The organism is Agromyces seonyuensis (genome assembly GCF_009789225.1).
GTDB classification, from domain to species: Bacteria; Actinomycetota; Actinomycetes; order Actinomycetales; family Microbacteriaceae; genus Agromyces; species Agromyces seonyuensis.
Map to the genome: position 1 here is coordinate 15,148 of NZ_WSTA01000022.1, position 23,480 is coordinate 38,627.

18 protein-coding genes, 1 tRNA gene and 1 other RNA gene are annotated in these 23,480 nt (G+C 72.5%); 10 read left to right on the forward strand and 10 right to left on the reverse strand.

Annotation, left to right across the window (positions count from 1 at the left end; genetic code table 11):
• Positions 1-10: 10 nt before the first annotated feature.
• Positions 11-2,248 (reverse strand): glycoside hydrolase domain-containing protein, encoded by a 2,238-nt coding sequence (locus GB864_RS06770; RefSeq protein WP_160423587.1) that lies wholly within the window; start codon positions 2,246-2,248, stop codon positions 11-13.
• A 204-nt stretch (positions 2,249-2,452) separates the two neighbouring features.
• On the opposite strand from GB864_RS06770, the gene ssrA reads away from it, so the two are divergent.
• The 3 genes from ssrA to GB864_RS06785 all read left to right on the forward strand — a co-directional run bounded on the left by ssrA (position 2,453) and on the right by GB864_RS06785 (position 4,265).
• Positions 2,453-2,821, forward strand: a transfer-messenger RNA (tmRNA) gene (gene ssrA / locus GB864_RS06775).
• 207 nt (positions 2,822-3,028) lie between these two features.
• Positions 3,029-3,104, forward strand: a tRNA-Lys gene (locus tag GB864_RS06780).
• 159 nt (positions 3,105-3,263) lie between these two features.
• Positions 3,264-4,265 (forward strand): NAD-dependent epimerase/dehydratase family protein, encoded by a 1,002-nt coding sequence (locus GB864_RS06785; RefSeq protein ID WP_336603901.1) that lies wholly within the window; start codon positions 3,264-3,266, stop codon positions 4,263-4,265.
• Positions 4,266-4,313: 48 nt separating this feature from the next.
• Here the strand turns inward: GB864_RS06785 and GB864_RS06790 are convergent, their stop codons facing one another.
• The 8 genes from GB864_RS06790 to GB864_RS06825 form a co-directional block, all read right to left on the reverse strand.
• Positions 4,314-4,760, reverse strand: coding sequence for a hypothetical protein (locus GB864_RS06790; RefSeq protein ID WP_160423589.1), 447 nt, complete (start codon positions 4,758-4,760; stop codon positions 4,314-4,316).
• Positions 4,761-4,898: 138 nt separating this feature from the next.
• Positions 4,899-5,693 (reverse strand): metal-dependent hydrolase, encoded by a 795-nt coding sequence (locus GB864_RS06795; protein ID WP_160423590.1) that lies wholly within the window; start codon positions 5,691-5,693, stop codon positions 4,899-4,901.
• 216 nt (positions 5,694-5,909) lie between these two features.
• Positions 5,910-6,746, reverse strand: a complete 837-nt coding sequence (locus GB864_RS06800; protein WP_160423591.1) for an inositol monophosphatase family protein — start codon at positions 6,744-6,746, stop codon at positions 5,910-5,912.
• The gene (locus tag GB864_RS06805) at positions 6,743-7,372 is read right to left on the reverse strand and encodes a CbiQ family ECF transporter T component (protein WP_160423592.1); all 630 of its coding nucleotides are present in this window, start codon (positions 7,370-7,372) and stop codon (positions 6,743-6,745) included. Before GB864_RS06805 ends, GB864_RS06800 begins: the two co-directional genes overlap by 4 nt.
• The gene (locus GB864_RS06810) at positions 7,369-8,079 is read right to left on the reverse strand and encodes an energy-coupling factor ABC transporter ATP-binding protein (RefSeq protein WP_160423593.1); all 711 of its coding nucleotides are present in this window, start codon (positions 8,077-8,079) and stop codon (positions 7,369-7,371) included. Before GB864_RS06810 ends, GB864_RS06805 begins: the two co-directional genes overlap by 4 nt.
• On the reverse strand, positions 8,079-8,741 hold the full coding sequence (locus tag GB864_RS06815) for a biotin transporter BioY (RefSeq protein ID WP_160423594.1): 663 nt from the start codon (positions 8,739-8,741) through the stop codon (positions 8,079-8,081). Before GB864_RS06815 ends, GB864_RS06810 begins: the two co-directional genes overlap by 1 nt.
• 153 nt (positions 8,742-8,894) lie before the next feature.
• Positions 8,895-9,320 carry a hypothetical protein gene (locus GB864_RS06820; RefSeq protein WP_160423595.1) on the reverse strand — a complete coding sequence of 142 codons (426 nt, stop codon included), beginning with the start codon at positions 9,318-9,320 and terminating at the stop codon, positions 8,895-8,897.
• Positions 9,321-9,472: 152 nt separating this feature from the next.
• Positions 9,473-9,670, reverse strand: a complete 198-nt coding sequence (locus tag GB864_RS06825) for a hypothetical protein (protein WP_160423596.1) — start codon at positions 9,668-9,670, stop codon at positions 9,473-9,475.
• A gap of 98 nt (positions 9,671-9,768) precedes the next feature.
• Here GB864_RS06825 and GB864_RS06830 point away from each other — a divergent pair, with 98 nt between their 5' ends.
• The 3 genes from GB864_RS06830 (at position 9,769) to GB864_RS06840 (ending at position 15,451) form a co-directional block, all read left to right on the forward strand.
• Positions 9,769-10,368, forward strand: a complete 600-nt coding sequence (locus GB864_RS06830) for a TetR/AcrR family transcriptional regulator (RefSeq protein ID WP_160423597.1) — start codon at positions 9,769-9,771, stop codon at positions 10,366-10,368.
• A gap of 62 nt (positions 10,369-10,430) precedes the next feature.
• Positions 10,431-13,358 (forward strand): MMPL family transporter, encoded by a 2,928-nt coding sequence (locus GB864_RS06835; protein ID WP_160423598.1) that lies wholly within the window; start codon positions 10,431-10,433, stop codon positions 13,356-13,358.
• On the forward strand, positions 13,355-15,451 hold the full coding sequence (locus tag GB864_RS06840) for a YhgE/Pip family protein (RefSeq protein WP_160423599.1): 2,097 nt from the start codon (positions 13,355-13,357) through the stop codon (positions 15,449-15,451). Before GB864_RS06835 ends, GB864_RS06840 begins: the two co-directional genes overlap by 4 nt.
• A 581-nt stretch (positions 15,452-16,032) precedes the next feature.
• Here GB864_RS06840 and GB864_RS06845 read toward each other — a convergent pair.
• The gene (locus GB864_RS06845) at positions 16,033-16,872 is read right to left on the reverse strand and encodes a sugar phosphate isomerase/epimerase family protein (RefSeq protein ID WP_419672774.1); all 840 of its coding nucleotides are present in this window, start codon (positions 16,870-16,872) and stop codon (positions 16,033-16,035) included.
• Between the two features lie 233 nt (positions 16,873-17,105).
• On the opposite strand from GB864_RS06845, the gene GB864_RS06850 reads away from it, so the two are divergent.
• The 4 genes from GB864_RS06850 (at position 17,106) to ilvN (ending at position 23,478) form a co-directional block, all read left to right on the forward strand.
• Positions 17,106-19,322: a bifunctional alpha,alpha-trehalose-phosphate synthase (UDP-forming)/trehalose-phosphatase gene (locus tag GB864_RS06850; protein WP_202107030.1), complete on the forward strand. Its 2,217-nt coding sequence runs from the start codon at positions 17,106-17,108 to the stop codon at positions 19,320-19,322.
• Between the two features lie 91 nt (positions 19,323-19,413).
• Positions 19,414-21,111 (forward strand): dihydroxy-acid dehydratase, encoded by a 1,698-nt coding sequence (gene ilvD / locus GB864_RS06855; protein WP_160423601.1) that lies wholly within the window; start codon positions 19,414-19,416, stop codon positions 21,109-21,111.
• A 48-nt stretch (positions 21,112-21,159) separates the two neighbouring features.
• Entirely contained in the window at positions 21,160-22,965 is a 1,806-nt protein-coding gene (locus tag GB864_RS06860; protein WP_160423602.1) for an acetolactate synthase large subunit, read from the forward strand.
• 3 nt (positions 22,966-22,968) lie between these two features.
• The gene (gene ilvN / locus GB864_RS06865) at positions 22,969-23,478 is read left to right on the forward strand and encodes an acetolactate synthase small subunit (protein ID WP_160423603.1); all 510 of its coding nucleotides are present in this window, start codon (positions 22,969-22,971) and stop codon (positions 23,476-23,478) included.
• Positions 23,479-23,480 lie beyond the last annotated feature (2 nt).

Here is a 23,480-nt window from a genome sequence, read left to right on the forward strand (position 1 = left end):
GCGTGGTGGTTCAGCTCCGCGGGGGAGGCGGGGTGGAATCGGCGGACGTGGAGGCCGACGGCGGTCGACCCTCCCGTCCCCAGTCGCTCGGCTCGGGGCCGAGCTCGACGAGGAGGCGGCCGCCGCGGCGGAGCTCCTCCCCGGGCAACCAGGAACGGTCGATGCGCTCGCCGTTCAGGAAGACGGACTGAATGTACTGCACTCCGCCGCCCGGGACCGGCTCCTCGAAGCCGGTGGTATCGATGCGCAGGGTCGCGCCGCCGAAGCGGAGTTCGGACGTGGCGAACGCCGGCGGGCTGAGCAGGAAGAGCTGCTGCCCGGCCACGGGGAACAGCCCGAGGCAGGCCCAGACGTACCACGACGACAGGCCGCCGGAGTCGTCGTTGCCGGGCAGGCCGCCCGGCCCGAGGCCGAACTGCTGGTGGACGGCGGCGTGCACGACCTCGGCGGTGCGGTCCGGCCGGCCGGCGAAGTGGTACGCCCAGGGCGCCTCCATGTCGGGCTCGTTGTTGAGCCCCTCGAAGCGCCCCAGCGCGTAGCCCTCGGCGAGCTCCGCAGCCGACGGCGCGACGCCGGGCTGGCGGACGGGCTCCGCGCCGTACCCGAAGAAGCGGTCGAGCATCCCGACGAAGGCGTCGTCGCCGCCCGCGAGCTCGATGCGGCCCGCCATGTCGTGCAGCAGCCGGAAGCTGTAGTTGTGCTTCGTGCCCTCGTAGAAGGTCGAGTCGCGCAGCAGCCCGGTCGCCGGGTCGAACGCGTGCACCCAGTTGCCGGCGAGCGCCTCGAACTCGCGCGCGAGGGCGAGGTCGCCGACGTGCCGGGCCACCTTCGCCGTGCACCAGTAGCCGAACGCGAGGTCGAGGGTGTGGCTGATCGGCTCGGCGAAGCCGTGCAGCAGGAAGTCCTCGCCGTACGTGCGGCGGAGGTCGTTGTGCATGTGCACGAGCGCGCCCTCCCAGTCGATGCCCGTCACGCCCGCCTGGCAGAGGTCGGCGAGGAACGTGTGCGCGAGCGCCGAACCCTGCCGCGAGAAGCGGTCGGAGCCCCGCGCCATGCGATAGCCGATCGGGAAGTTGCCCTCCTCCTCGCAGATCGTGAGGAGCGCATTGGCGAGCTCGACGGCCTGCTCCGGCGCGATCGCCGCGAGGAGCGGCAGCTGGGTCTTGTAGATGTCCCACATCGTCGAGAGGTCGAAGACGAAGGGGCCGCGGGTCGGCCAGAACGGGCTCTCGTCGTTGGCGAGGCACGGCTTGATGAGCGAGTGGTACAGAGCCGTCTGGAAGACCGTGCGCCGGTCTTCGTCGTCGGTCTCGACGCGCACGGCCTTCAGCTGCTTCTTCCAGACCTTGGCGGTCGCGGCGGCCCGATCGTCGAAGGCGCCGCCCGCGAGGTCGCGGAGGAGGTTCGCGCGGGCCTGCTCGACACCGCGCAGCGAGAAGCCCATGCGGAGCTCGACCTGCTTGCCCGCGGGGGAGGAGCCCGCCCACATGAGGCCGAAGGGCCGCAGGGTCGTCGGCCGGATGTGGTCGAAGTCGAGCCGCGTGCCGCCCGGCATGAGCCGCCGGTCGTACCAGAGCATCTGGCGCCAGTCATCCGCCCCCGCGCACTCGATGTAGACCGCGAGCGAGGCCCCCTCGACGGTGATCTCGCCCTGCGCGACGCCGGGGCCGACCGACTCGAGGTGGGCGCGCAGCGGGATCGTCGAGCCGAAGGGGATGGAGAGCCCGCCGAGGGAGAAGTCGATGACGATGCGGGCGTTCTTGTGCTCGGGGAAGGTGTAGCGGTGCACGGCCGACTTCGGGCCGACGGTGAGCTCGGCGCGCACGCCCGAATCGAGGGATGCCGCGTAGTAGCCGGGCTCGGCGACCTCGTCGTCGAGCTCCCACGAGCGACCGAGCACGTCGAGGGGTTCGAGCATCGGCGTGACGCGGAAGTAGTTGTAGTACTTGCGGATCGCGCCCGTGCCGGACTGCTGGAAGTGGGTGAAGCCGCTCGCGACGTTCTCGTCGTGGATCGTCGGGGGCACGCCCTCGGTGGAGAGATCGAATCGGCCGTAGCCGGTGGGGTAGGCGCCCGAGTACGCGCAGGCCGAGACCATGCCGAGCGGATAGGTCGCACCGGGGTGGGTGTTGCCGACCTGGGGCTTCGGCCACCACCACGTCGCGGCGAGCCCGGTCTGCGGCGGCAGCGCCGTGACGCCCGTGCCGATGAACGGGTCGACCCGCACCGATCCCGATCCGATTCCCATGTCCTGACGGTACGTACGGCGATCGGCGGTTTGGTTTCCGATGTGTGAACAACGCTCGCACCGGCAGCCGTCGCGCAGGGCTGCCGAAACTGGTCGGGAATGGCGATCGAGCGCGTTCCGTTGTAGTCTGAAAGGCCGCGTCCGAGAGGGTGCGGGTTGGCAACTCAACAGTGTGCGATGACGGCTCGCCGGCAGGCGACGCATGGGGATGATCGGTTTCGACATCGTCTGCGCGACTGCGGGAAGCGGGCCGAGGATCCGGGGTTATCTCGTGAACGCTCCCCGGGAACAAATAACTGCCAATAAGAAGCAGTCCGACTTCGCCCTCGCTGCCTAAGCGAGTCCGATAGTCCGTCGGCCCGAGCGCGATCCCGTCTCGGTTCCCGGCGTCATTTAGGGATCTTGCTTCGTACCGTCGTCTGAGCGGTGCGAGGGACTTTTTCAGACTGGGCCTGTCGACTTAGGTGCCTGTGGCAAAGGTCGGGGCCGAGCAGAACGCTTGCACAGGATGCGCCCGGAGAAGACGCATGACCACAGCGATGGACGGGGGTTCAATTCCCCCCATCTCCACCACTCAGCCGGCATCGCACGCGAGTCGCCCGTCGGGCCGCTCCGCCCACGCGGAGCGGCCCGACGTCGTCCGACCGCCGGGAGCGCAGTCGAACACGGCCGCGACACGCCCGGAATTCCGGGGCTTCGGCCCTCGATTGGTCAAACGGCAGCGCGGCTGCTAATGTTGTCTCTCGGTTCGGAACGGCTGCAAAGCCGAGAAGAAACCATGCACCTCTAGCTCAATCGGCAGAGCAACTGACTCTTAATCAGTGGGTTCAGGGTTCAAGTCCCTGGGGGTGCACCACGGAAGGCCCCGCAGCGGAAGCTGCGGGGCCTTCGTCGTTCCCCGGTCGGCATTCGGCGGCCGCCTCGCCGCGCCCGGCGATCGTCGCCCGGTCTGCTGTCGGCGGAACCGGCAGCGCGCGGCGGTGACGCCTGGCACGGTGAGTGCATGAGGATCCTGGTGCTCGGTGGAACGGCGTGGCTCGGCGGACTGATCGCGGCAGGCGCGCTGGAACGCGGGCACGAGGTGACGTGCGTCGCTCGCGGCGAGGCGGGCGAGGTCCCCGCTGGCACCCGTTTCGTGGGTGCCGATCGCGAGCAGGACGACGCTCTGGCCGCCGTCTCCCGCGAGCGATGGGATGCCGTAGTCGACGTCGCCCGCCAGCCCGGACAGGTGCGCCGCGCGGTGCGCGACCTCGAACCCGTCGCCGGGCGCTTCGTGTTCGTCTCCTCGTGCAGCGCGTACGCCTCGCAGGCCGAACTCGGCGCCGACGAGGACGCGGCGCTGCTGCCGGCGCTCGTCGCCGACCGGATGGCGTCGCCGGAGGACTACGGCAGCGCCAAGGCGGCCTGCGAGGCCGCGGTGCTCGGCGCGTTCGGGCGCGAGCGCTCGTTCATCGTGCGGCCGGGGCTCCTCGGCGGGCCCGGCGATCCGAGCGGGCGCACCGACTACTGGCCCTGGCGATTCGCCCACCCGGCGGAGCAGGGCCGCATCCTCGTGCCCGACGCCCCCGACCTGCCAACGGCGGTGCTCGACGTGCGCGACCTCGTCGCCTGGATGCTGCGGGCGATCGAGGACGGCCTGAGCGGCGTCTGCAACGCGCAGGGACGTCCCGAGGCGTTCCCCGCGCACCTCGCCGCGGCACGGGTCGCCGCGGGCTCCGACGCGCTGCCGATCCCGGCGCCGGAGGCCTGGTTGCAGGAGCACGGCGTCGCGGAATGGGCCGGACCGCGCTCGCTGCCGCTCTGGCTGGTCGACCGGGACTGGTACGGGATGAACGCCCGGTCGATCGACCGGGCGCTCGCCGGAGGACTGGAACTGCGTCCGCTCGTGGACACGCTGCGCGACGCGCTCGCGCACCGGGAGTCCCTCGAACCCTCCGCGCTGCGGGATCGCGCCGGTCTCGCCGACGCCGACGAGTCGGGGCTCCTCGCCGCGCTCGAGGAGCGCGCTCGCGACTGACGGCCGGCGCCGACTGCGGCATGCGTCGCGTCGGCGGACGGCGACCGATCAGGAGACGGCGCGCTTGACGAGTTCGCGGAGCCGCGACTCGACGCCGTCGGTCACCGCGAGGACGGCGAAGGACACGGCCCACATGTCGCCGTCGTCCAGGGCGGCGGGCTCGTCGAAGGTGAACGTGCCGTAGCGCGTCTTGAACTTCGAGGCCGGCTGGTAGAAGACGACGACCTTGCCGTCGCTCGCGTACGCCGGGAAGCCGTAGAACGTCTTCGGTGCGAGGTCGGGGGCTTCCTCGGCGACGATGCGATTGAGCAGCACCGCAGCCTCCTTGTCGACGCCGTCCAGCGAGTCGATCGCCTCGACGCAGGCCTCGAGCTCCTTCGCGAGCTTCGCGGCGCCCTTCAGTCCCTTCGTCGTGCGCAGCTCGTCGGCGCGCTGCTGCATCGCCGCGCGCTCCTCGTCGCTGAATCCGGTCTTGGTGTCGCGGGTGTCGGTCATGGTCCTGCTCCTTCCGGTTCCGGGCGGTCTCCCGGGCTACGTTCGTCAGGCTACGACGGGGCGTCGCCGCGCCGCTTCTCGATTCCTGATCGATGCCGCAGGGGGGGCGTCATCGGTCGATCGGGTGCCGTCCTCGACTCAGCCGCCGACGGGGTCGACGCCGGGCACGGGAATGCCGAGGAGCTGCGCGAGCGCGACGAGGAGCACGACGACCGTGTAGGCCGCGAGTGCGGTCGTCAGGAGCTTCTCGCGGAAGGATCCGGTGTCGCCGAGCACCGGCAGCGCGAGGTAGCCGCTCGGCAGCCACAGGTCGTTCAGGACGGGGGTGTCCTTCCAACGCTCCGGCGGCTTCGGCAGCCAGGGCCAGAGGGCGCCGGGCAGGCCGCCGGTCGTCAGGAAGTCGCCCGCGAGATGCACGCCGTAGCCGATGCCCACGGCGAGGGGGAACCAGCCGAACTGCTCGGGCGCGGCGAACATGACCGCCGCGCCCGCGGCGCCGCCGACGAACCACGCCGCCGGCCAGTTGCGCACGAAATCGCGCGCCTTCAGGCCGAACGCGATGAGGGCGGCGGCGCCCATCGCGGCGCCGACGGCGAGGTCGCCGTAGTCCTCGGTCGGCAGGACGATGAGTCCGAGGAGCAGGGCGAGCAGCACGGCGACGAGCACCGCGGTCGGCGTGTGCGCTCCCTTCCGGTGGCCGCCCGTGAGCGCGCCGATCGTGCGGGTGGCGAGCTTGCCGAGCACCGGCACCGAGTAGGCGATCGTGCCGGAATGATGGTCGGCGTCGGGCAGCAGGGCGGCGCCCGCGCAGACGAACGACCCGATCACGACGGCGAGCGGGTCGAGCGGGTACCAGCCGGTCGCGATCGGCACGGCGGCGGTGACGGCGACCCAGGCGGCGGCGCCGCTCGTCGCGTGGCTGATCCCCATCATCGGGCGGGTCCTCCAGGGGTGTTGCGGGCGGTACGGGCGGTTCAGGCTGTTCGGGGCAGTGCGGGGGCTTCGGACGGTGCAGCCGGGCGGAGCAGCCGGGAGGCGCGGGCGGGTACGAGGCTCACCGCGCGCACACCGAGACACTGCGCGACGCAGGGCAGCGCGTACCGCGCAGCGCGCGGCCGAGGGCCGACGCGGTGCGGCCGCGCGGCCCTGTCAGTCGGCGAGCAGGTCGAGCACCTCGTCGTGCAGGTGGCCGTTGGTGGCGAGCGAGTTGCCCGACCACGGGCCGGGCTCGCCGGTGACGGAGGTGAAGCGGCCGCCGGCCTCCTCGACGATCGGGATGACCGCGGCGAGGTCGTAGGGCTTGACGTCGAACTCGCCCGTGACGTCGATGAGCCCCTCGGCGACGAGCATGTACGACCACATGTCGCCGAAGGCGCGGTCGCGCCAGACCCGCTCGCCGAGGCGCAGCAGCCGGTCGAGGTAGCCGGCATCGCGCCACTGGCCGAGGGACTGGAAGCTCAGCCAGGCATCCTCGAGCGCGGCGACCTTCGAGACGGCGATGCGGCGCGGGAGCGAGGCATCCTCGCCCGCGGCGGCGCCCGATTCGGCGGCGGAGGCGAGCGTCCACGCCCCCGAGCCCGCGGCGGCCCACCAGCGCCGGCCCATCGCGGGTGCCGTGACGACGCCGACGACGGGCACGCCGTCGACGGCGAGGGCGATGAGGGTCGACCAGACGGGGATGCCGCGCAGGAAGTTCGCGGTGCCGTCGATGGGGTCGATGATCCACTGCCGGGTGGCCGAGCCGGCGATGCCGAACTCCTCGCCGAGCACGCCGTCGGCGGGACGCTCGTTCGCGAGCCGTTCGCGAATCGCCCGCTCGACCGCGAGGTCGGCCTCCGTGACGGGGGTGCGGTCGGGCTTCGTCTCGATCGCGAGGTCGACCGCCCGGAAGCGTCCGAGGGAGACGGCGTCGGCGAGACCGGCGAGTTCGAGGGCGAGTGCGAGGTCGTCGGCGTGGACGGAGTCCAGCCAGGGGGAGTCGGTCACCGGCCCAGGCTAACGCGCTCCTCGGACGGTCCGTCGTCGGCACCGCGGGCGATGAGCGCCTCGCCGAGCTCCTCCGCCGTCTGGATCGTGCGGAGCACGACGGGCACTGCGAGCGCCCGCAGCGATCGTTCGACGCCGCGGGCCTTCCGGGCCTCACGGACGGCCCCGACGAGGCCCGCGACGAGCGGCACGGAGCGGATGGTGAGGGCGAGGACGAGTCCCACACGGTCGGCGTCGACCCAGCGCCGGAACGGCCGCAGGAGGCTGCCGATGGCGTCCAGCAGCTCGGGCACGGGCGTCGAGAGGGTGAAGATGCCGGCTGCACCGACCGCGGCCAGCACGCGCAGCGCGAGCACGGCCGCCGCCTCGGGGCCGGCGAGCCACGCGTTGAGCGCCGCGGCCGGCACGACGAGCCAGAGCACGGGGCCGAGCTGGGCGGCGAAGGCGCGCCACCCGAACCGGCGCAGGGCGATGAGGATGCCCGCGAGCGCGAGCACCCCGGCGAGGGCGATCGCGAGGGCGACGGGGGAGTGCAGCGCGACGAGCGAGGAGACGAACACCGCGAGCACGCCGAGCTTGACGAGGGCCGGGATGCGGCCGGGGCCGGCCGCGACGCCGCCGATCACGGCCGGCCGCCCGATGCGGCATCCTCGGCGTCGAGCAGCCGCTCGTAGAACGCGAGCGCCGGGCCGGGCTCGTCGTCGGCGACGATGCGGCCGGCGTCGACGACGAGCACTCGGTCGAAGTCGGCGACGAGGCCGAGCTGGTGCGTGACGAGCAGCACCTGCTGCGGGAGTTCGGCGAAGCGGGCCGCGATCTCGCGGGCGTTGCGGGCGTCGAGGAGGGTCGTCGGCTCGTCGGCGACGAGCACGTCGGGCTCGCCGACGAGCACCGCCGCGAGGGCGAGCAGCTGCTTCTGGCCGCCGGAGAGGTGGTGGGCGGGCCGGTCGGCGAGGTGCGCGATGCCGAGGCGGTCCAGCACCGCGTCGACGCGCGCCGAGGTCTCGGCCTTCGGCAGCTTCCGCGGGCGCAGGGTGAACGCGACGTCCTCCCGCACGGTCGGCATGACGATCTGGCTGTCGGGGTTCGTGAAGACGAAGCCGACCCGACGCCGCACCGCACGGCCCTCGCGGGCGACGTCGAGGTCGTCGACGAGCAGGCGGCCGCTCGTCGGGGAGACGAGCCCGTTGATCAGGCGCGCGAGCGTGGACTTGCCCGAGCCGTTCGCACCGACGACGCCGATGCGCCGTTCGGTCAGGTCGAGGTCGATCCCGTCGAGGACGCGGGCGTCGCCGAAGCGCACGCCGACGCCCTCGAAACGGAGTCGTGCCATCAGTGCGAGCCGGCCTCGTCCGCCGCCGCGGGGGCGGCATCCAGGGTCGCGGCGGCGACGGGCACCGCGGCGACGGCAGCGGCACGGCGGGCCGCCCACGGCCACGGCTTCGCGGCGAGGAAGCCGGGGCGGGCGCGGTGCACCGCTGCGGCGACGAGCACCGTCACGACGACCTTGATGACGTCGCCCGGGAGGAACGGCAGCACCGCGAGGCCGAGCGCGCCCCCGAGCGGCATGCCCGTCACGGCGAGGAACCACGGCACGCCGACGAGGTAGACGACGAGGATGCCGCCCGCGGCGGTCGCGGCGAGGGCCGGCAGCAGCCGGTACTTCGGCAGGAGGCGCTGGGTCAGCCAGCCGATGACGAGGGCGCCGGGGATGAACCCGACGAGGAAGCCGCCCGTCGGGCCGACGAGCACCCCGAGGCCGCCGGTCGCCCCGGCGAGGATCGGCAGGCCGATGAGGCCGAGGACGACGTAGACCGTGACGGCGAGCGCGCCGTTGCGGGCGCCGAGGATCGCCCCGGCGAGCATGACGCCGAGGGTCTGGAGGGTGATGGGCACGCCGCCCGGCAGTTCGAGGGCACCGGGCATCGTGAGCGCGGCGATGAGCGCCGCGAAGGCGGCGATGAGGGCGAGGTCGCGGGCGGTGATCCGAGGCATGGAGGCAACGCTAGGAAACCGCGGGGGTGCCGCGCGGCCGTCGCGCTCCAAAATCGGGGGTCCGATTTTGGACCGGGTCCGTTCGGTCGAGTAGCGACGCGCATGGGGGCCCGGTGAGTCGGCTTGCGAGGTCTCGATACGGCGCTGGAGCGCCTACTCGACCAGCGAGGCCTCGACCAGCGAGGTCTCGACCAGCGAGGCCTCGAGCAGCGAGGTTTCGATCGTCGACTCGGCGGCCGGCTCGGCCCACAGCATGAGCGGCGCGGGGATCCAGCTCATGGCGATGGGCTCGACGCCGACGGGCTCGGCGGCGAGGTCGCGCTCGACGAGGACCCCGCGGGTGAGCTCGGCGGCGATCTGGTGCGTCACCATCGTCTGGAAGATCGAGTCGGTGTCGCCCTCGCCGCGGCGCACGAGCGTCCACTCGCCGCCGACGCCGACGAAGCGCTGGAGGCGCGCATAGAGCTGATCGAAGATCTGCTCCCCGGTCAGGTCGGCGATCGGGGCCGGTGCGGGTTCGACCGGCGGGGCGACGGGGGCGAGGGCGACGGGCTTCCTGCGGCGGAATCGGCGGAACATGGTGGGGCTTTCGTGCTGGGGGAGCGTTCGGGAGGGCGGTGCTGGGGTTCGGGCGGTGCAGGCCGGTCAGGGCGGCGGTGCGGGCATCCGGGTCGGGCTCCGGATGCCGGTTCTGCGACGTCGGGCGACGTCGTCGGGCGGCGGGACTCGGGTCAGTCGTCGTCGCCGGCGGGCAACTGCGCTCGGCTGTCTTCCGCGACGGTGCCGATCGCGACGGCGAGGCTCGCGGCCCACGCGACCCAGGTCAGCAGGAGCCGCCAGTCTCGCGGTCCGGAGACCGTCGATCGCACGATGCCGATGCCGCTGAAGATCGCGCTGAGCACGGCTCCGGAGAACAGGTACTTGCGCATACCAGTAACGCTACCGCCCGGTGACACGTGCCTGGGAGCATCCCGGGAATCTGACCGATCGGACAGGGGCTGACCGATCGGTCAACTAGCGTCCGAGCATGCCCTCCGACACGGATGCCGCCCCGCGCGCCCAAGCCCGCGCCGAACTGCTCGTCGTCGCGCTCGAGCAGTTCGCCGTCGACGGCTACCACGCGACGAGCCTGCAGCAGATCGCCGATCGCGCCGGCTACGCGAAATCCAACGTGCTCTACCACTTCGGCTCGAAGGAGGGGCTCCTGAACGCGGCCCTCTCCGCCGCGGTCGACGACCTGGCCGCTCTGGTCGACACCTTCCCGCGGCGCGGCGCCGGCGTCGACCCGCGCGAGTTCGTCGAGCGCTTCGTCGACTACCTCTTCGCCCACCGGCTCGAGGTCGTCCTCATCGTCAACCAGGGCCAGTCGCTCGCGGACGTCCCCGTGGTCGACCGGGCGATGGCCGTCATCGCGCGGCTCGCGCTCGAGATCTGCTCCGAGGACGCGTCGATCGCCGAGCAGCTGCGCTTCGGCGTCGCGCTCGCCGGGGCCGCGTACACCCTCGTCGCCGGCCGCACGATCCTCGGCGGCACCCTCGAGCCCGAGGACGGCGACGCCGAGGCGCGGACCGCCCTCGTCGACATCCTCGCCGAACTGCTCGCCCCGGCCGCGCGCCCGCTCGGCTGACGCGCGGACACCCCCGACTCCCGGCCCTCGCCGCGAACTCCGCCTCGAACCGAAAGCTCCCCATGGCTCAGCTCCTCCACCGCCTCGGCCGCTTCGCCTACCGCCGTGCGCGGCTCGTCATCGTCGCGTGGGTCGTGATCCTCGCGGGCCTGCTCGGGGGCGGCATCGCGCTCGGCGGCCAGCTCCAGGAGTCGTTCACGATCCCCGGCACCGAGTCGCAGGAGGCGATCGACCAGCTCGCCGCCGTCTTCCCCGAGACCGCGGGCGCGTCGGCCAAAGCCGTCGTGCAGGCGCCCGAGGGCGCCGACGTCGAGGACGAGCCGTACGCGGGCGCCATCGAGGAGCTCGCCGACGAGCTGCGCGACGTCGACGGGGTCGCGAACGTGCTGAGCCCCTTCGACGAGTACGCGGGCGACCAGATCTCGGCCGACGGACGCACCGCCTACGTGCAGGTGCAGTTCGACGGCAAGGGCACCGACGTCACCCCGGAGGTCATCGCGGCCGTCCAGGCCACCGCGCCGGTCGCCGAGGACGCCGGTCTCGTGGTCGCCTACGGCGGCGACGTCTTCCAGGAGACGACCTTCGGCCTCACCGTCACCGAGGTCTTCGGCGTCGTGTTCGCCGCCGTCGTGCTCATCGTCACGTTCGGCTCGCTGCTGGCCGCCGGGATGCCGCTCCTGACGGCCATCGTCGGCGTCGGCGCGAGCTTCGGCGTGCTCTCGATCGCCGCGGCCTTCACCACGGTCTCCTCGACGGCGCCGATGCTCGCCGTCATGATCGGCCTCGCGGTCGGCATCGACTACGCCCTGTTCATCGTGTCGCGCCACCGCAACCAGCTCGCGCGCGGCGCCGACCCCGAGGAATCGGCGGCCGAGGCTGTCGCCACCTCGGGCGGCGCGGTCGTCTTCGCCGGCCTCACCGTCGTCATCGCACTGCTCGGACTGCTCGTCGTGGGCATCCCGTTCCTCTCGGTCATGGGCGTGGGCGCCGCGTTCGCCGTCGCGATCGCCGTGCTCGGCGCCGTGACCCTGCTCCCGGCGATCCTCGGCCTCGCGAAGGGACGCCTCACCCCGAAGCCCGGCAGCCGCGCCGCCAGGCGCGCGCTCGCGGACGACGACGCCCCGAAGAAGACCATGGGACGCCGCTGGGTCGACCTCGTGCTCAAGGCCCCCGTCGTGCCGCTCGTGCTCGTCGTCGGCGTGCTCGGCACCGCCGCGCTGCCCGCGCTCGACCTCGACCTGAACCTCCCGCTCTCCAACGGCGAGGCCGGCTCGAGCCCCCGCGAGGCGTACGACCTCATCGACGAGGGCTTCGGCCCCGGCTACAACGGGCCGCTCATCATCACCGCCGACATCACGCAGTCGACCGATCCGATCGGCGACCTCGCGTCGATCCGCAGCGACCTCGAGCAGGTCGACGGCCTCGTGTACGTGGGCCAGGGACTGCCGAACCCGGCCGTCGACACCGCGGTCTTCCAGGTCATCCCGGAGTCGGCGCCGAACTCGACCGAGACGAAGGCGATCGTCGAGGACCTGCGCGAACTCGCCCCGTCGCTCGAGGACGAGTACGGCATCCCGCTCGCCGTGACCGGCTACACCGCCGTCGCGATCGACATCTCCAACCGGCTCGACGAGGCGATCGTGCCCTTCGCCCTCATCGTCGTCGGGCTCTCGGTCATCCTGCTCATGATGGTGTTCCGGTCGGTGTTCGTGCCGATCAAGGCCGCCGTCGGCTTCCTGCTCTCCGCGTTCGGCGCGATCGGCGCGACCGTCGCCGCCTTCCAGTGGGGCTGGTTCGCCGACGTGCTGCATCTGGAGCCCGGGCCGATCCTCTCGTTCCTGCCGATCCTGCTCATGGCCGTGCTGTTCGGCCTCGCGATGGACTACGAAGTGTTCCTCGTCTCCGGCATGCGCGAGGAGTTCGTGCACTCGCGCGATCCCGACCGCGCGGTGCGCCACGGCTTCCAGCACTCCGCCCGCGTCGTCACCGCCGCCGCGCTCATCATGTTCTTCGTCTTCGCCGCATTCGTGCCGGAGGGCGCGGGCCCGATCAAGGGCATCGCCTTCGCGCTCGCAGTCGGCGTCGCCTTCGACGCCTTCCTCGTGCGCATGACGCTCGTGCCGGCCGCGATGGCGCTCGCCGGCCGCGGCGCCTGGTGGCTGCCGAGGTGGCTCGGCCGCATCCTGCCCGATGTCGACATCGAGGGCGCGGGCCTGCGCCGTCATCTCGAGGATGCCCGTTGGGCGCATTCCCGCGATGCGGCCCTCACGCTCGAGGGCGCGGAGTTCGGCCGCGAGGACGCCCGCTTCGGGCCCGTCGACCTCGAACTGCCCGGCGGCACGCTCGTGCTCGGCGCGGATGCCGCCGAACGGCGTATCCTCGCCGCGACCCTCGCCGGTCGACTGCCCCTCGTCGCCGGTCGCGCCCAGGTGCTCGGCCGCCCGCTCCCGAGCGACGCGCGCGCCGTGCTGCGCCGTGTCGCCGTCGCCGAGCTCAGCGGCTCGGCCGGGGCCGGGGTCACCGCCGGGGAGGTCGTCGCAGCCCGCCTCGACGCCGCCGCGCCGGTCTGGCGGCTCGCCCCGGCGCCCGCGGCCATCGAACGGATGCTGGGTCGCGCCCGGCTCGCCGCCGACGATCGCGCCATCCTCCCGGATGCGCCGCTCGCCGCGCTCGACCCCCTCTCGCGCGCCGCCGTGATCGCGGCCGCCGCGCTCGCCGAGGAGCCCGGGATGCTCGTCGTCGACGCCGGCGACGCAGCGGCCCCCGGCATCGACCGTCTCGCGTCGATGCTCGGCATTATCGCCGAGGACGTGCCCGTCGTGCTGCTCGTGCCCGCGGGCGCCGCCGCCGCGGACGTCGTCGTCCCCGCGCCCGCCGAGGCGCACGATGCGCCCCTCGTGCTCACCGGGGCGGCGAGCCCCGCACCCGCCGTCGCCCCCGTCGCCCCGGCCGAACCCGCCGCGGCGAACACCGGAGAGGAAGCCCGATGAACCCCCGCTTCGAACGCCTGCTCGGCCGCACCCCCGGCGGCCGTCGCGGTCGCCTCATCGCCCTGCTCGCGCTCGTGCTCCTCGTGCCGCTCGCGGTCGCCGGGTTCGTCTCGGGCGCGCTCGGCGGCGCCGGGACGACGCAGCGCATCCCCGCGATCGTCGTCAACAACGACGTCATGCAGACCACGACCGACGCCGACGGCAACGAGACCCCGGTGCTCGCCGGACGTCTCCTCGTGACCGAGCTCACCGGCGCGTCGGACGACGAGGCCGCGGGCTTCGACTGGACGATCTCGAACGACGCGGGCGCAGCCGAGGCGCTCGAGGACGGCACGGCGTACGCGGTGCTGACGATCCCCGCCGACTTCTCGGAGTCGGTGCTCTCGATGTCGGGGGCGGAGCCGCAGCGCGCCGACCTCTCGATCCGCACCGACGACGCGCACGGCTACCTCGCCGGGTCGGTCGTGCAGTCGATCGGCACGTCGATGACGGCGGCCTTCGGCCAGCAGCTCACCGAGACCTACCTGCAGGGCTTCTACGGCAACCTCGCCGCGCTCGGCGGGCAGCTCGGCGACGCGGCCGACGGCGCCGCGCAACTCTCGAGCGGCGTCACGCAGGTCGCCGACGGGCTGGGGCAGCTCGCCGACGGCGCCGTGCAGTCCGCCGACGGCGCCGACGCCCTCTCATCGGGCGCGACGCAGCTCTCGGGCGGCATCTCGCAGTACACCGACGGCGTCGACCGGCTCTCGGCCGGACTGTCGGCCTACGCGCCGGGCGTCGCCGAGTACACGGGCGGCGTCGACGGCATCGCCGCGGGGCTCGCGCAGCTGGATGCCGGCGTCAACGATCCGGCGACCGGCGGGCTCGACGCGCTCTCGAGCGGCGTCGAGCAGTACACCGGCACGATCAACGGCGGGCTCGCCCAGGTCGAGACGTACGTCGGCCCCGCCGCCGACGAGTTCGACGCCTGGATCGCGGCCAACCGCGATCTCGTCGCCGAGTACCCCGAGTTGCAGGAGATCGCCGACCAGGTCGCCGCCGCGCGCACCGGCGTCGACCAGCTGCAGGCGGCCGGCACGACGCTGGCGACGCAGACCCGTTCCACGCTCGGCGGCGTGAAGGGCGCGGTCTCCCAGCTGAGCGGGGGCCTCGCCGAGGTGTCCGCGGGCTCGCCCGGCATCCGCGACGGCGTTGCCGCGTTCGCTGCCGGTGCCGGGCAGCTCGCCTCCGGTTCCGTCGCGCTCGAGTCGGGCGCCTCCGGCCTCGCGGGCGGCACGGCCGAGCTCGCGGGCGGACTCGACACCCTCGCGACGGGCGCGCAGGACGCCGCCGACGGCGCGGGCGAGCTCGAGGGCGGGGCGACGCAGCTCGCCGACGGCCTCGCCGACGGCGCGGAGAGTGCGAAGGCACTCGACTCCTTGAACGACGAGACGGCCGCCGTCCTCGCCGACCCGGTGGGCGCGACGACCGAGCGCGACAATGAGATCGGCTCGCTCGGCGAGGTCATCGGGATGCTCTTCGTGCCCGTCGGCCTCTGGCTCGGCGCACTCGCCCTCGTGCTCGCGTACCGTCCGGTGACCGCCGCCGCCCTCGCGTCGACGGCGTCGACCGGCCGCATCGCGGGCCGCGCGCTGCTGCGCGCCGGGCTCGTCGGCCTCGGACAGGCCGTCGTCGTCACCGCGCTGCTGCACCTCGCGATGGGCGTGCCGTGGTCGGCCGTCGGCGCGACGCTGCCGTTCGCGATGCTCACAGCCCTCTCGTTCACGGCGCTGCACGTGCTCCTCCGCACGGCGCTCGGCAAGTTCGGCCTCATCGCCTCGCTGCTGCTCGTCACCGTGCAGCTCACGAGCGCGGGCGGGCTCTACCCGATCGAGATCGTGTCGGGCCCGTTCCAGGCGATCAGCCCGTTGCTGCCGCTCACGTGGGGCGTCGCGGGGATGCAGGCGATCATCGCCGGCACGGGCGGCGCCGCGGTCGCGGGCCCGGCGCTCGTGCTCGTGCTCTTCGGGGCGATCGGCGCGGTCGGCACGCTGCTCGCGGTCTCCCGGCAGCGCGGCATCCGCTCGCTCGCATTCGCGCCCCTGGCCGAATAGGCCGGCGACGGCGGGGCGCGGCCGGCCGAGGAGTTCCGCGTTCTCGCGCTGTCGCGTTCTGCGATCACGCGGGTCGGCGATACGCGACACGAATGCAAGCGATCCGCGACACCTCGCGACGGCGAGGAAGTCTCCCGACCGCACACGAGCCGGGGACAAATCCTCCGGGCAGTCGACTTGCGGCGCTGCGGGCGACTTCCGTCGGTCGAGGAGCGACGCAGTCGCGTCTCGAGACCCCGCAAGCCGACTGTCTCGTCGGTCGAGGAGCGACGTAGGAGCGTCTCGAGACCCCGCAAGCCGGCCGTCTCGTCGGTCGAGGAGCGACGCAGGAGCGTCTCGAGACCCCGCAAGCCGACCTCCCGGACCGGGCGCCGCATACTGCGGGGTCTCGATACGGCGCTGGCGCGCCTACTCGACCAGCGGAGCGGCAGCTACTCCGCGGCGCTGCGCGCCGTCTCGTCGGTCGAGGAGCGACGCAGGAGCGTCTCGAGACCCCGCAAGCCGACCTCCTGGGCCGGGAGCCGCATCCTGCGGGGGCTCGATACGGCGCTGGCGCGCCGACTCGACCAGCGGAGCGGCAGCTACTCCGCGGCGCCGGGGCGCAGCGAGTCGGTCGCGTAGGCCGACGGACGCTGCGGCGCCCGCGCGGCCGCGGTGTGGCGGCGGGCGAACTCGACGGTCTCGCGCAGCAGGTCGAGGCGCTCGGCCTCGCTCTTGGCCTTGCGGGTGTTGATCTCGGCGACGATCTGGCCGTCCCAGCCGCGGGCGGCGAGCGTCTCGAGCACTTCGGCGACGGGTTCGTTGCCGTGGCCGGGCAGCAGGTGCTCGTCGAAGATCTGCCCCTCGCCGATCGGCCCGGAGCCGTCGCAGAGGTGGATGTGGCGCAGCCTCGACCCGAGGTCGCGCACGAAGTCCATGCTGTTCACGCCCGAGAGGGCGGCGTGCGAGCAGTCGAGGGTGACGGCGTCGCAGTCCATGACCCGGGGGTCCCAACCGGGGGAGTAGGCCTTGAGGTTCTTGCCCGCCGCACGCCACGGGAACATGTTCTCGACGGCGATCTCGACGCCGGAGTCGGTCGAGATGCGCCGCACGATGTCGAGGAACTGCGTGGCGTAGCCCGCCTGCCAGCGGAACGGCGGGTGCACCACGACGGTGCTGGCGCCCGTGTCGCGCGCGAGCTCGGCCGTGCGCTGGAGCTTGATCTCGGGATCCCGGCCCCAGACGAAGTGCGTCAGGAGCAGGACGGGGGCGTGGATCGAGAGGACCGGGAGGTCGTAGGCCTCGCTGAGCTCGCGCAGGATGCGGGCATCCTGGGTCGTCGGCTCGTTCGTGACCATGATCTCGAGGCCGTCGAATCCGGCCAGCTTCGCGAGCCGGAACGCGGGTTCCGGCTCGAGCGGATAGACGCACGTGGTGCTCATGCCGACGGGAATCATCAGATCACCGAGCCTACCCGTGCCGCACCGCTCCGAGTCGAGATCCACGGCGAACGCATGGCGAACGGATGCGGCGACCGGGGCGACGAGCGCGCGATAGCGCGTCGGCGCCCGCGGGGCAAGGGTCGGCGGCACGACGGGCCGGGGCGATAGCCTGGACCGACGCAGAGCAAGGCCAGGGACTCTGAGATCCTGCGCCGGAGGGGACTCGGCCGACGATGCCGAACGAGCATGAAGACCTCTATCTCGACGCCGCCTACGACTTCATCGTGGTGTCGAACCGACTGCCCGTGGACCATGTGGTCGACGAGCACGGCGCAGACGGCTGGAAGGTCTCGCCCGGCGGGCTCGTGACCGCCCTCGAACCCGTCATGCGCGAAGCGGGCGGCGCCTGGATCGGCTGGGCCGGGGTCGCCGACCAGGAGTTCGACCCCTTCGAGCACGACGGCATCACGCTCGTGCCCGTCCCGCTGTCCGAGGACGAGGTGCAGGACTACTACGAGGGCTTCTCCAACGACACCCTCTGGCCGCTCTACCACGACGTCATCGCGCCGCCGAGCTTCCACCGCGAATGGTGGGACGCGTACGTCCGTGTGAACCGGCGCTTCGCCGAGGCCGCGGCCCGCGTCGCCTCGCGCGGCGCCGTCGTGTGGGTGCAGGACTACCAGCTGCAGCTCGTGCCGAAGATGCTGCGCGAGGCGCGCCCTGACCTCGTGATCGGCTTCTTCGACCACATCCCGTTCCCCGCCTACGGCATCTACTCGCAGCTGCCGTGGCGGCGCCAGGTCATCGACGGGCTGCTCGGCGCCGACGTCATCGGGTTCCAGCGCACGGCCGACGCCGGCAACTTCGGCCGCGCGGTGCGCCGCCTGTTCGGCTACACGACCCGCGGCAACGTCATCGAGGTGCCCGACGGTGCGGGCGGCGTGCGCCGCGTCATCCATCGCGCCTTCCCGATCTCGATCGACGCGAACGCGTTCGAGTCGCTCGCCCGCCGACCCGACGTGCAGGAGCGCGCGCGGCAGATCCGCGAGAGCCTCGGCAACCCCGAGACGATCCTCCTCGGCGTCGACCGGCTCGACTACACGAAGGGCATCCGGCACCGCCTGAAGGCGTTCGGCGAGCTGCTCAACGAGGGGCGGCTCGAAGTCGAGCACGCGACGCTCATCCAGGTCGCGAGCCCGTCGCGCGAGCGGGTCGAGACCTACATGCAGCTCCGCGACGAGATCGAACTGACGGTGGGCCGCCTGAACGGCGACCAGTCGACCATCGGTCACCAGGCCGTCGCCTACCTCCACCACGGGTACCCCCGCGAGGAGATGGCGGCCCTCTACCTGGCCGCCGACGTCATGCTCGTCACCGCGCTCCGCGACGGCATGAACCTCGTCGCCAAGGAGTACGTCGCCTGCCGCTTCGACAACGACGGCGCGCTCGTGCTCTCCGAGTTCGCCGGCGCGAGCGACGAGCTCAAGCAGGCCGTGCTCGTGAACCCGCACGACATCGAGGGCCTCAAGGACGCCATCATCGAGGCCGTCGAGATGCCGAAGAAGGAGCGGGCGCGGCGGATGCGGGCGCTGCGGCGCCGCGTGACGGAGCACGATGTCGCGCGCTGGTCGGCGTCGTTCCTCGAGGCGCTCACCGGCGCGGGCGTCATCCCCGCCGGCGTCAGCGAACCGCTGCAGGAGGCCGCGCAGCGCCTCGCGGGCGCGGAACGCCTCCTCGTCGCGCTCGACTTCGACGGCACGCTCTCGCCGCACGTCGACGACCCCGAGGACGCGCGGCCCACCCCGGCCGCCGTCGCCGCGATCGAGCGCCTCGCCGAGCTGCCCGACACCCGGGTCGCGCTCGTGTCCGGGCGCGCGCTCGAGAGCCTGCGCCGCGTCGCCGACCCCGCGCCCGGCGTGCTGCTCTCCGGCTCGCACGGCGTCGAGCTGCAGCTCGACGACCAGGGCCCGACGCTCGACCTGCTCGACGCCGAGCTGGCCGACCTCGCCGAGCTCCAGCGCATCGTCGACGAGCTCGCGGACGGCGTCGAGGGGGCGCGGGCCGAGCGCAAGCCCGCGGGCGTCGCACTGCACACGCGGCAGATGCCGCCCGCCGAGGGCGCCGCCCTCCAGCGGGAGGCGCGCAACCGGCTGCACGAGGCACTGCCGCACTTGACGGTCCGCGACGGCAAGAACGTGCTCGAGTTCGCCGTGCGCCCGGCCGACAAGGGCGACGCGGTGCGCCGGCTCCGCCAGCACATCGGCGCCGACGCGGTGCTCTACGTGGGCGACGACGTCACCGACGAGGATGCCTTCGCGGCACTGGAGTCCGACGACGTCGGTGTCAAGGTCGGCGTCGGCAAGTCGCTCGCCTGGCACCGGCTGAAGTCGGTCGACGACGTCGCGACGCTGCTCGATCTCCTCGCCGACCTGCGTGCCGAGCAGGGCTGAGTCCGGCCGCGGCGCGACGTCGCCGCGCGCCGGGCGTCCCTCGGGCGTCACCATGGGAAAGGCGGCATCCCAGCGGTCGTAGACTCGCTGCATGTCCACCGCGTACGACCCGAAGCCGCGCTCGCGCACTGTGACCGACGGCATCGAAGCCATGACCAGCCGCGGGATGCTCCGCGCCGTCGGCATGGGCGATGCCGACTGGGAGAAGCCGCAGATCGGCATCGCGAGCTCCTGGAACGAGATCACCCCCTGCAACCTCTCGCTCGCGCGTCTCGCGCAGGCGGCGAAGGAGGGCGTGCACTCCGGCGGCGGCTACCCGCTGCAGTTCGGCACCGTCTCCGTCTCCGACGGCATCTCCATGGGCCACGAGGGCATGCACTTCTCGCTCGTGTCCCGCGAGGTCATCGCCGACTCCGTCGAGACGGTCATGCAGGCCGAGCGCCTCGACGGCTCCGTGCTGCTCGCCGGCTGCGACAAGTCGATCCCCGGCATGCTCATGGCCGCGGCCCGCCTCGACCTCGCCTCGGTCTTCGTCTACGCGGGCTCGATCGCCCCCGGCTGGGTGCGCCTGTCCGACGGCACCGAGAAGGACATCACGATCATCGACTCGTTCGAGGCGGTCGGCGCGGTCAAGGCCGGCACCATGAGCGAGGCCGACGCCAAGCGCATCGAGTGCGCCTTCGCGCCCGGCGAGGGCGCGTGCGGCGGCATGTACACCGCCAACACGATGGCCTCCGTCGCCGAGGCCCTCGGCCTCTCGCTGCCGGGCTCGGCGTCGCCGCCCTCCGCCGACCGCCGCCGCGACTACTACTCGCACCGCGCGGGCGAGGCCGTCGTGAACCTGCTCAAGCACGGCATCACGGCGCGGCAGATCCTCACCAAGCAGGCGTTCGAGAACGCCATCGCGGTCGGCATGGCGCTCGGCGGCTCGACGAACATCGTGCTGCACCTGCTCGCGATCGCGCACGAGGCCGAGGTCGAGCTCACGCTCGACGACTTCAACCGCATCGGCTCGAAGGTGCCGCACATCGGCGACCTCAAGCCCTTCGGCAAGTACGTCATGAACGACGTCGACCGCCGCGGCGGCCTGCCCGTGCTCATGAAGGCGCTGCTCGACGCGGGCCTCATCCACGGCGACGCCCTCACGGTCACCGGCAAGACCCTCGCCGAGAACCTCGCCGAGATGGAGATCGAGCCGCTCGACGGCGAGGTGCTGCGCACGCTCGACAATCCGATCCACGAGACCGGCGGCCTCACGATCCTCAAGGGCACGCTCGCCCCCGAGGGCGCGGTCGTGAAGACGGCCGGCTTCGACGCCGAGGTGTTCGAGGGGCCGGCCCGCGTCTTCGAGCGCGAGCGCGCCGCGATGGACGCCCTGACCGCCGGCGAGATCAAGCACGGCGACGTCGTCGTCATCCGCTACGAAGGCCCCAAGGGCGGCCCCGGCATGCGCGAGATGCTCGCCATCACGGCCGCCATCAAGGGCGCTGGGCTCGGAAAAGATGTACTACTCTTGACGGACGGTCGATTCTCAGGCGGCACAACCGGACTGTGCATCGGCCACATAGCACCCGAGGCGGTGGACGCAGGTCCCGTCGCTCTCGTGCGCGATGGTGATCTGATTCGGGTCGATATCGCGGCTCGGTCGCTCGACCTACTGGTCGACGAGGCCGAGCTGGCAGCCCGCCGCGACGGCTGGGCGCCGCTTCCTCCGCGCTATACCCGTGGCGTCCTCGCGAAGTACTCCAAGCTCGTTCGTTCCGCCGCCCAGGGCGCGGTCACGGGCTGAGGCTTTCCGCGCCCTCTCACGATCACTCATCGCATCGTTAGGAACCGAATGTCGACGGATCCCAGACCCGTGCCCCATCCGCCCGCCAACAAGCCGGCCGCCGCCCGTATGACCGGCGCCGAAGCCGTCGTCCGCTCGCTCGAGGCGCTCGGCGTGACCGACGTCTTCGGCCTGCCCGGCGGCGCCATCCTCCCCGTCTACGACCCGCTGCTCTCCGCCCGGAGCGTGCGCCACATCCTCGTGCGCCACGAGCAGGGCGCCGGCCACGCGGCCGAGGGCTACGCGGAGTCGACCGGCAAGGTCGGCGTCGCGATCGCGACGAGCGGCCCCGGCGCGACGAACCTCGTCACCGCCATCGCCGATGCTCACATGGACTCGGTGCCGCTGCTCGCGATCACCGGCCAGGTGTTCTCGACGCTCATGGGCACCGACGCGTTCCAGGAAGCCGACATCGTCGGCATCACGATGCCGATCACGAAGCACTCCTTCCTCGTGAAGGACGCCTCGGAGATCCCGGGGACGATCGCGGCGGCGTACCACATCGCCTCCACGGGCCGCCCCGGCCCGGTGCTCGTCGACATCACCAAGGACGCCCAGCAGGCCGAGCTCGACTTCTCCTGGCCGCCGAAGGTCGACCTGCCGGGCTACCGGCCGATCACGAAGGCCCACGGCAAGCAGGTGCAGGCCGCGGCGCAGCTCATCGCGCAGGCCGAGCGCCCCGTGCTCTACGTCGGCGGCGGCGTCATCCGCGCCGGCGCGGCGGCCGAGCTGCTCGAGCTCGCCGAGACGACCGGCGCACCCGTCGTCACGACGCTCATGGCGCGCGGCGCGTTCCCCGACTCGCACCCGCAGCACGTCGGCATGCCCGGCATGCACGGCACGGTGCCGGCGGTGCTCGCCCTGCAGGAGGCCGACCTCCTCATCGCCCTCGGCGCCCGCTTCGACGACCGGGTCACCGGCAAGTCCGAGCTCTTCGCGCCCGACGCGAAGGTCGTGCACGTCGACATCGACCCGGCGGAGATCTCGAAGATCCGCGTCGCCGACGTGCCGATCGTGGGCGACCTCAAGGACGTGCTCGTCGACCTGCACGCCGCGTTCACCGGCATCGTCGGCGACGCCGACCGCCGCGCGGCCCTCGCGACCTGGTGGGACCGGCTCGACCTGCTGCGCGCCGAGTACCCGCTCGGCTTCGCGCCGACGACCGACGGCCTGCTCGCGCCGCAGTACGTGATCCAGCGCATCGGCGAGCTCACCGGCCCCGAGGCGGTCTACGCCGCGGGCGTCGGCCAGCACCAGATGTGGGCGGCGCAGTTCATCAAGTACGAGCGCCCCAACTCCTGGATCAACTCCGGCGGCGCCGGCACCATGGGCTACGCGGTCCCGGCCGCGATGGGCGCCAAGGTCGCCGAGCCCGACCGCGTCGTGTGGGCGATCGACGGCGACGGCTGCTTCCAGATGACGAACCAGGAGCTCGCCACGGCGAAGCTCAACGACATCCCGATCAAGGTCGCGATCATCAACAACTCGTCGCTCGGCATGGTGCGGCAGTGGCAGACACTCTTCTACGACGGCCGCTACTCCAACACCGACCTGCAGACGGGGCACGACACCGTGCGCATCCCCGACTTCGTGACGCTCGCCGAGGCGTACGGCGCGCTCGGCATCCGCGTGACGCGCGAAGACGAGGTGGATGCCGCGATCAAGCTCGCGCTCGAGACCAACGACCGCCCGGTCGTCATCGACTTCGTCGTCTCGGCGGACGCGATGGTGTGGCCGATGGTGCCGCAGGGCGTCTCGAACAGCGAGATCAAGTACGCGCGCGAACACGCGCCGGCGTTCAGCGAGGAGGACTGACCGATGTCGACCCACGTGCTCTCCCTCCTCGTCGAGGACAAGCCCGGCCTCCTCACGCGCGTCGCGGGCCTCTTCGCCCGCCGCGGCTTCAACATCGAGTCCCTCGCCGTCGGCCACACCGAGATCGACGGCCTCAGCCGCATCACGGTCGCGGTCGACGTCGACGAACTGCCGCTCGAGCAGGTCACGAAGCAGCTCAACAAGCTCGTCAACGTCATCAAGATCGTCGAGCTCGATCCCGACCAGTCGGTCCAGCGCGAGCACCTGCTCGTGAAGGTCCGCGTCGACAACACCACCCGCTCGCAGGTGCTGGAGGCGGTCAACCTCTTCCGCGCCCGCGTCGTGGACGTCGCCACCGACGCCCTCGTCATCGAGGTCACCGGCGACTCCGGCAAGACCAACGCGTTCCTGAAGGTCATCGAGCCCTACGGCATCCGCGAGATCGCCCAGTCGGGCCTGCTCGCGATCGGCCGCGGACCGAAGTCCATCACCGAGCGCGTCTTCAAGAACTGACC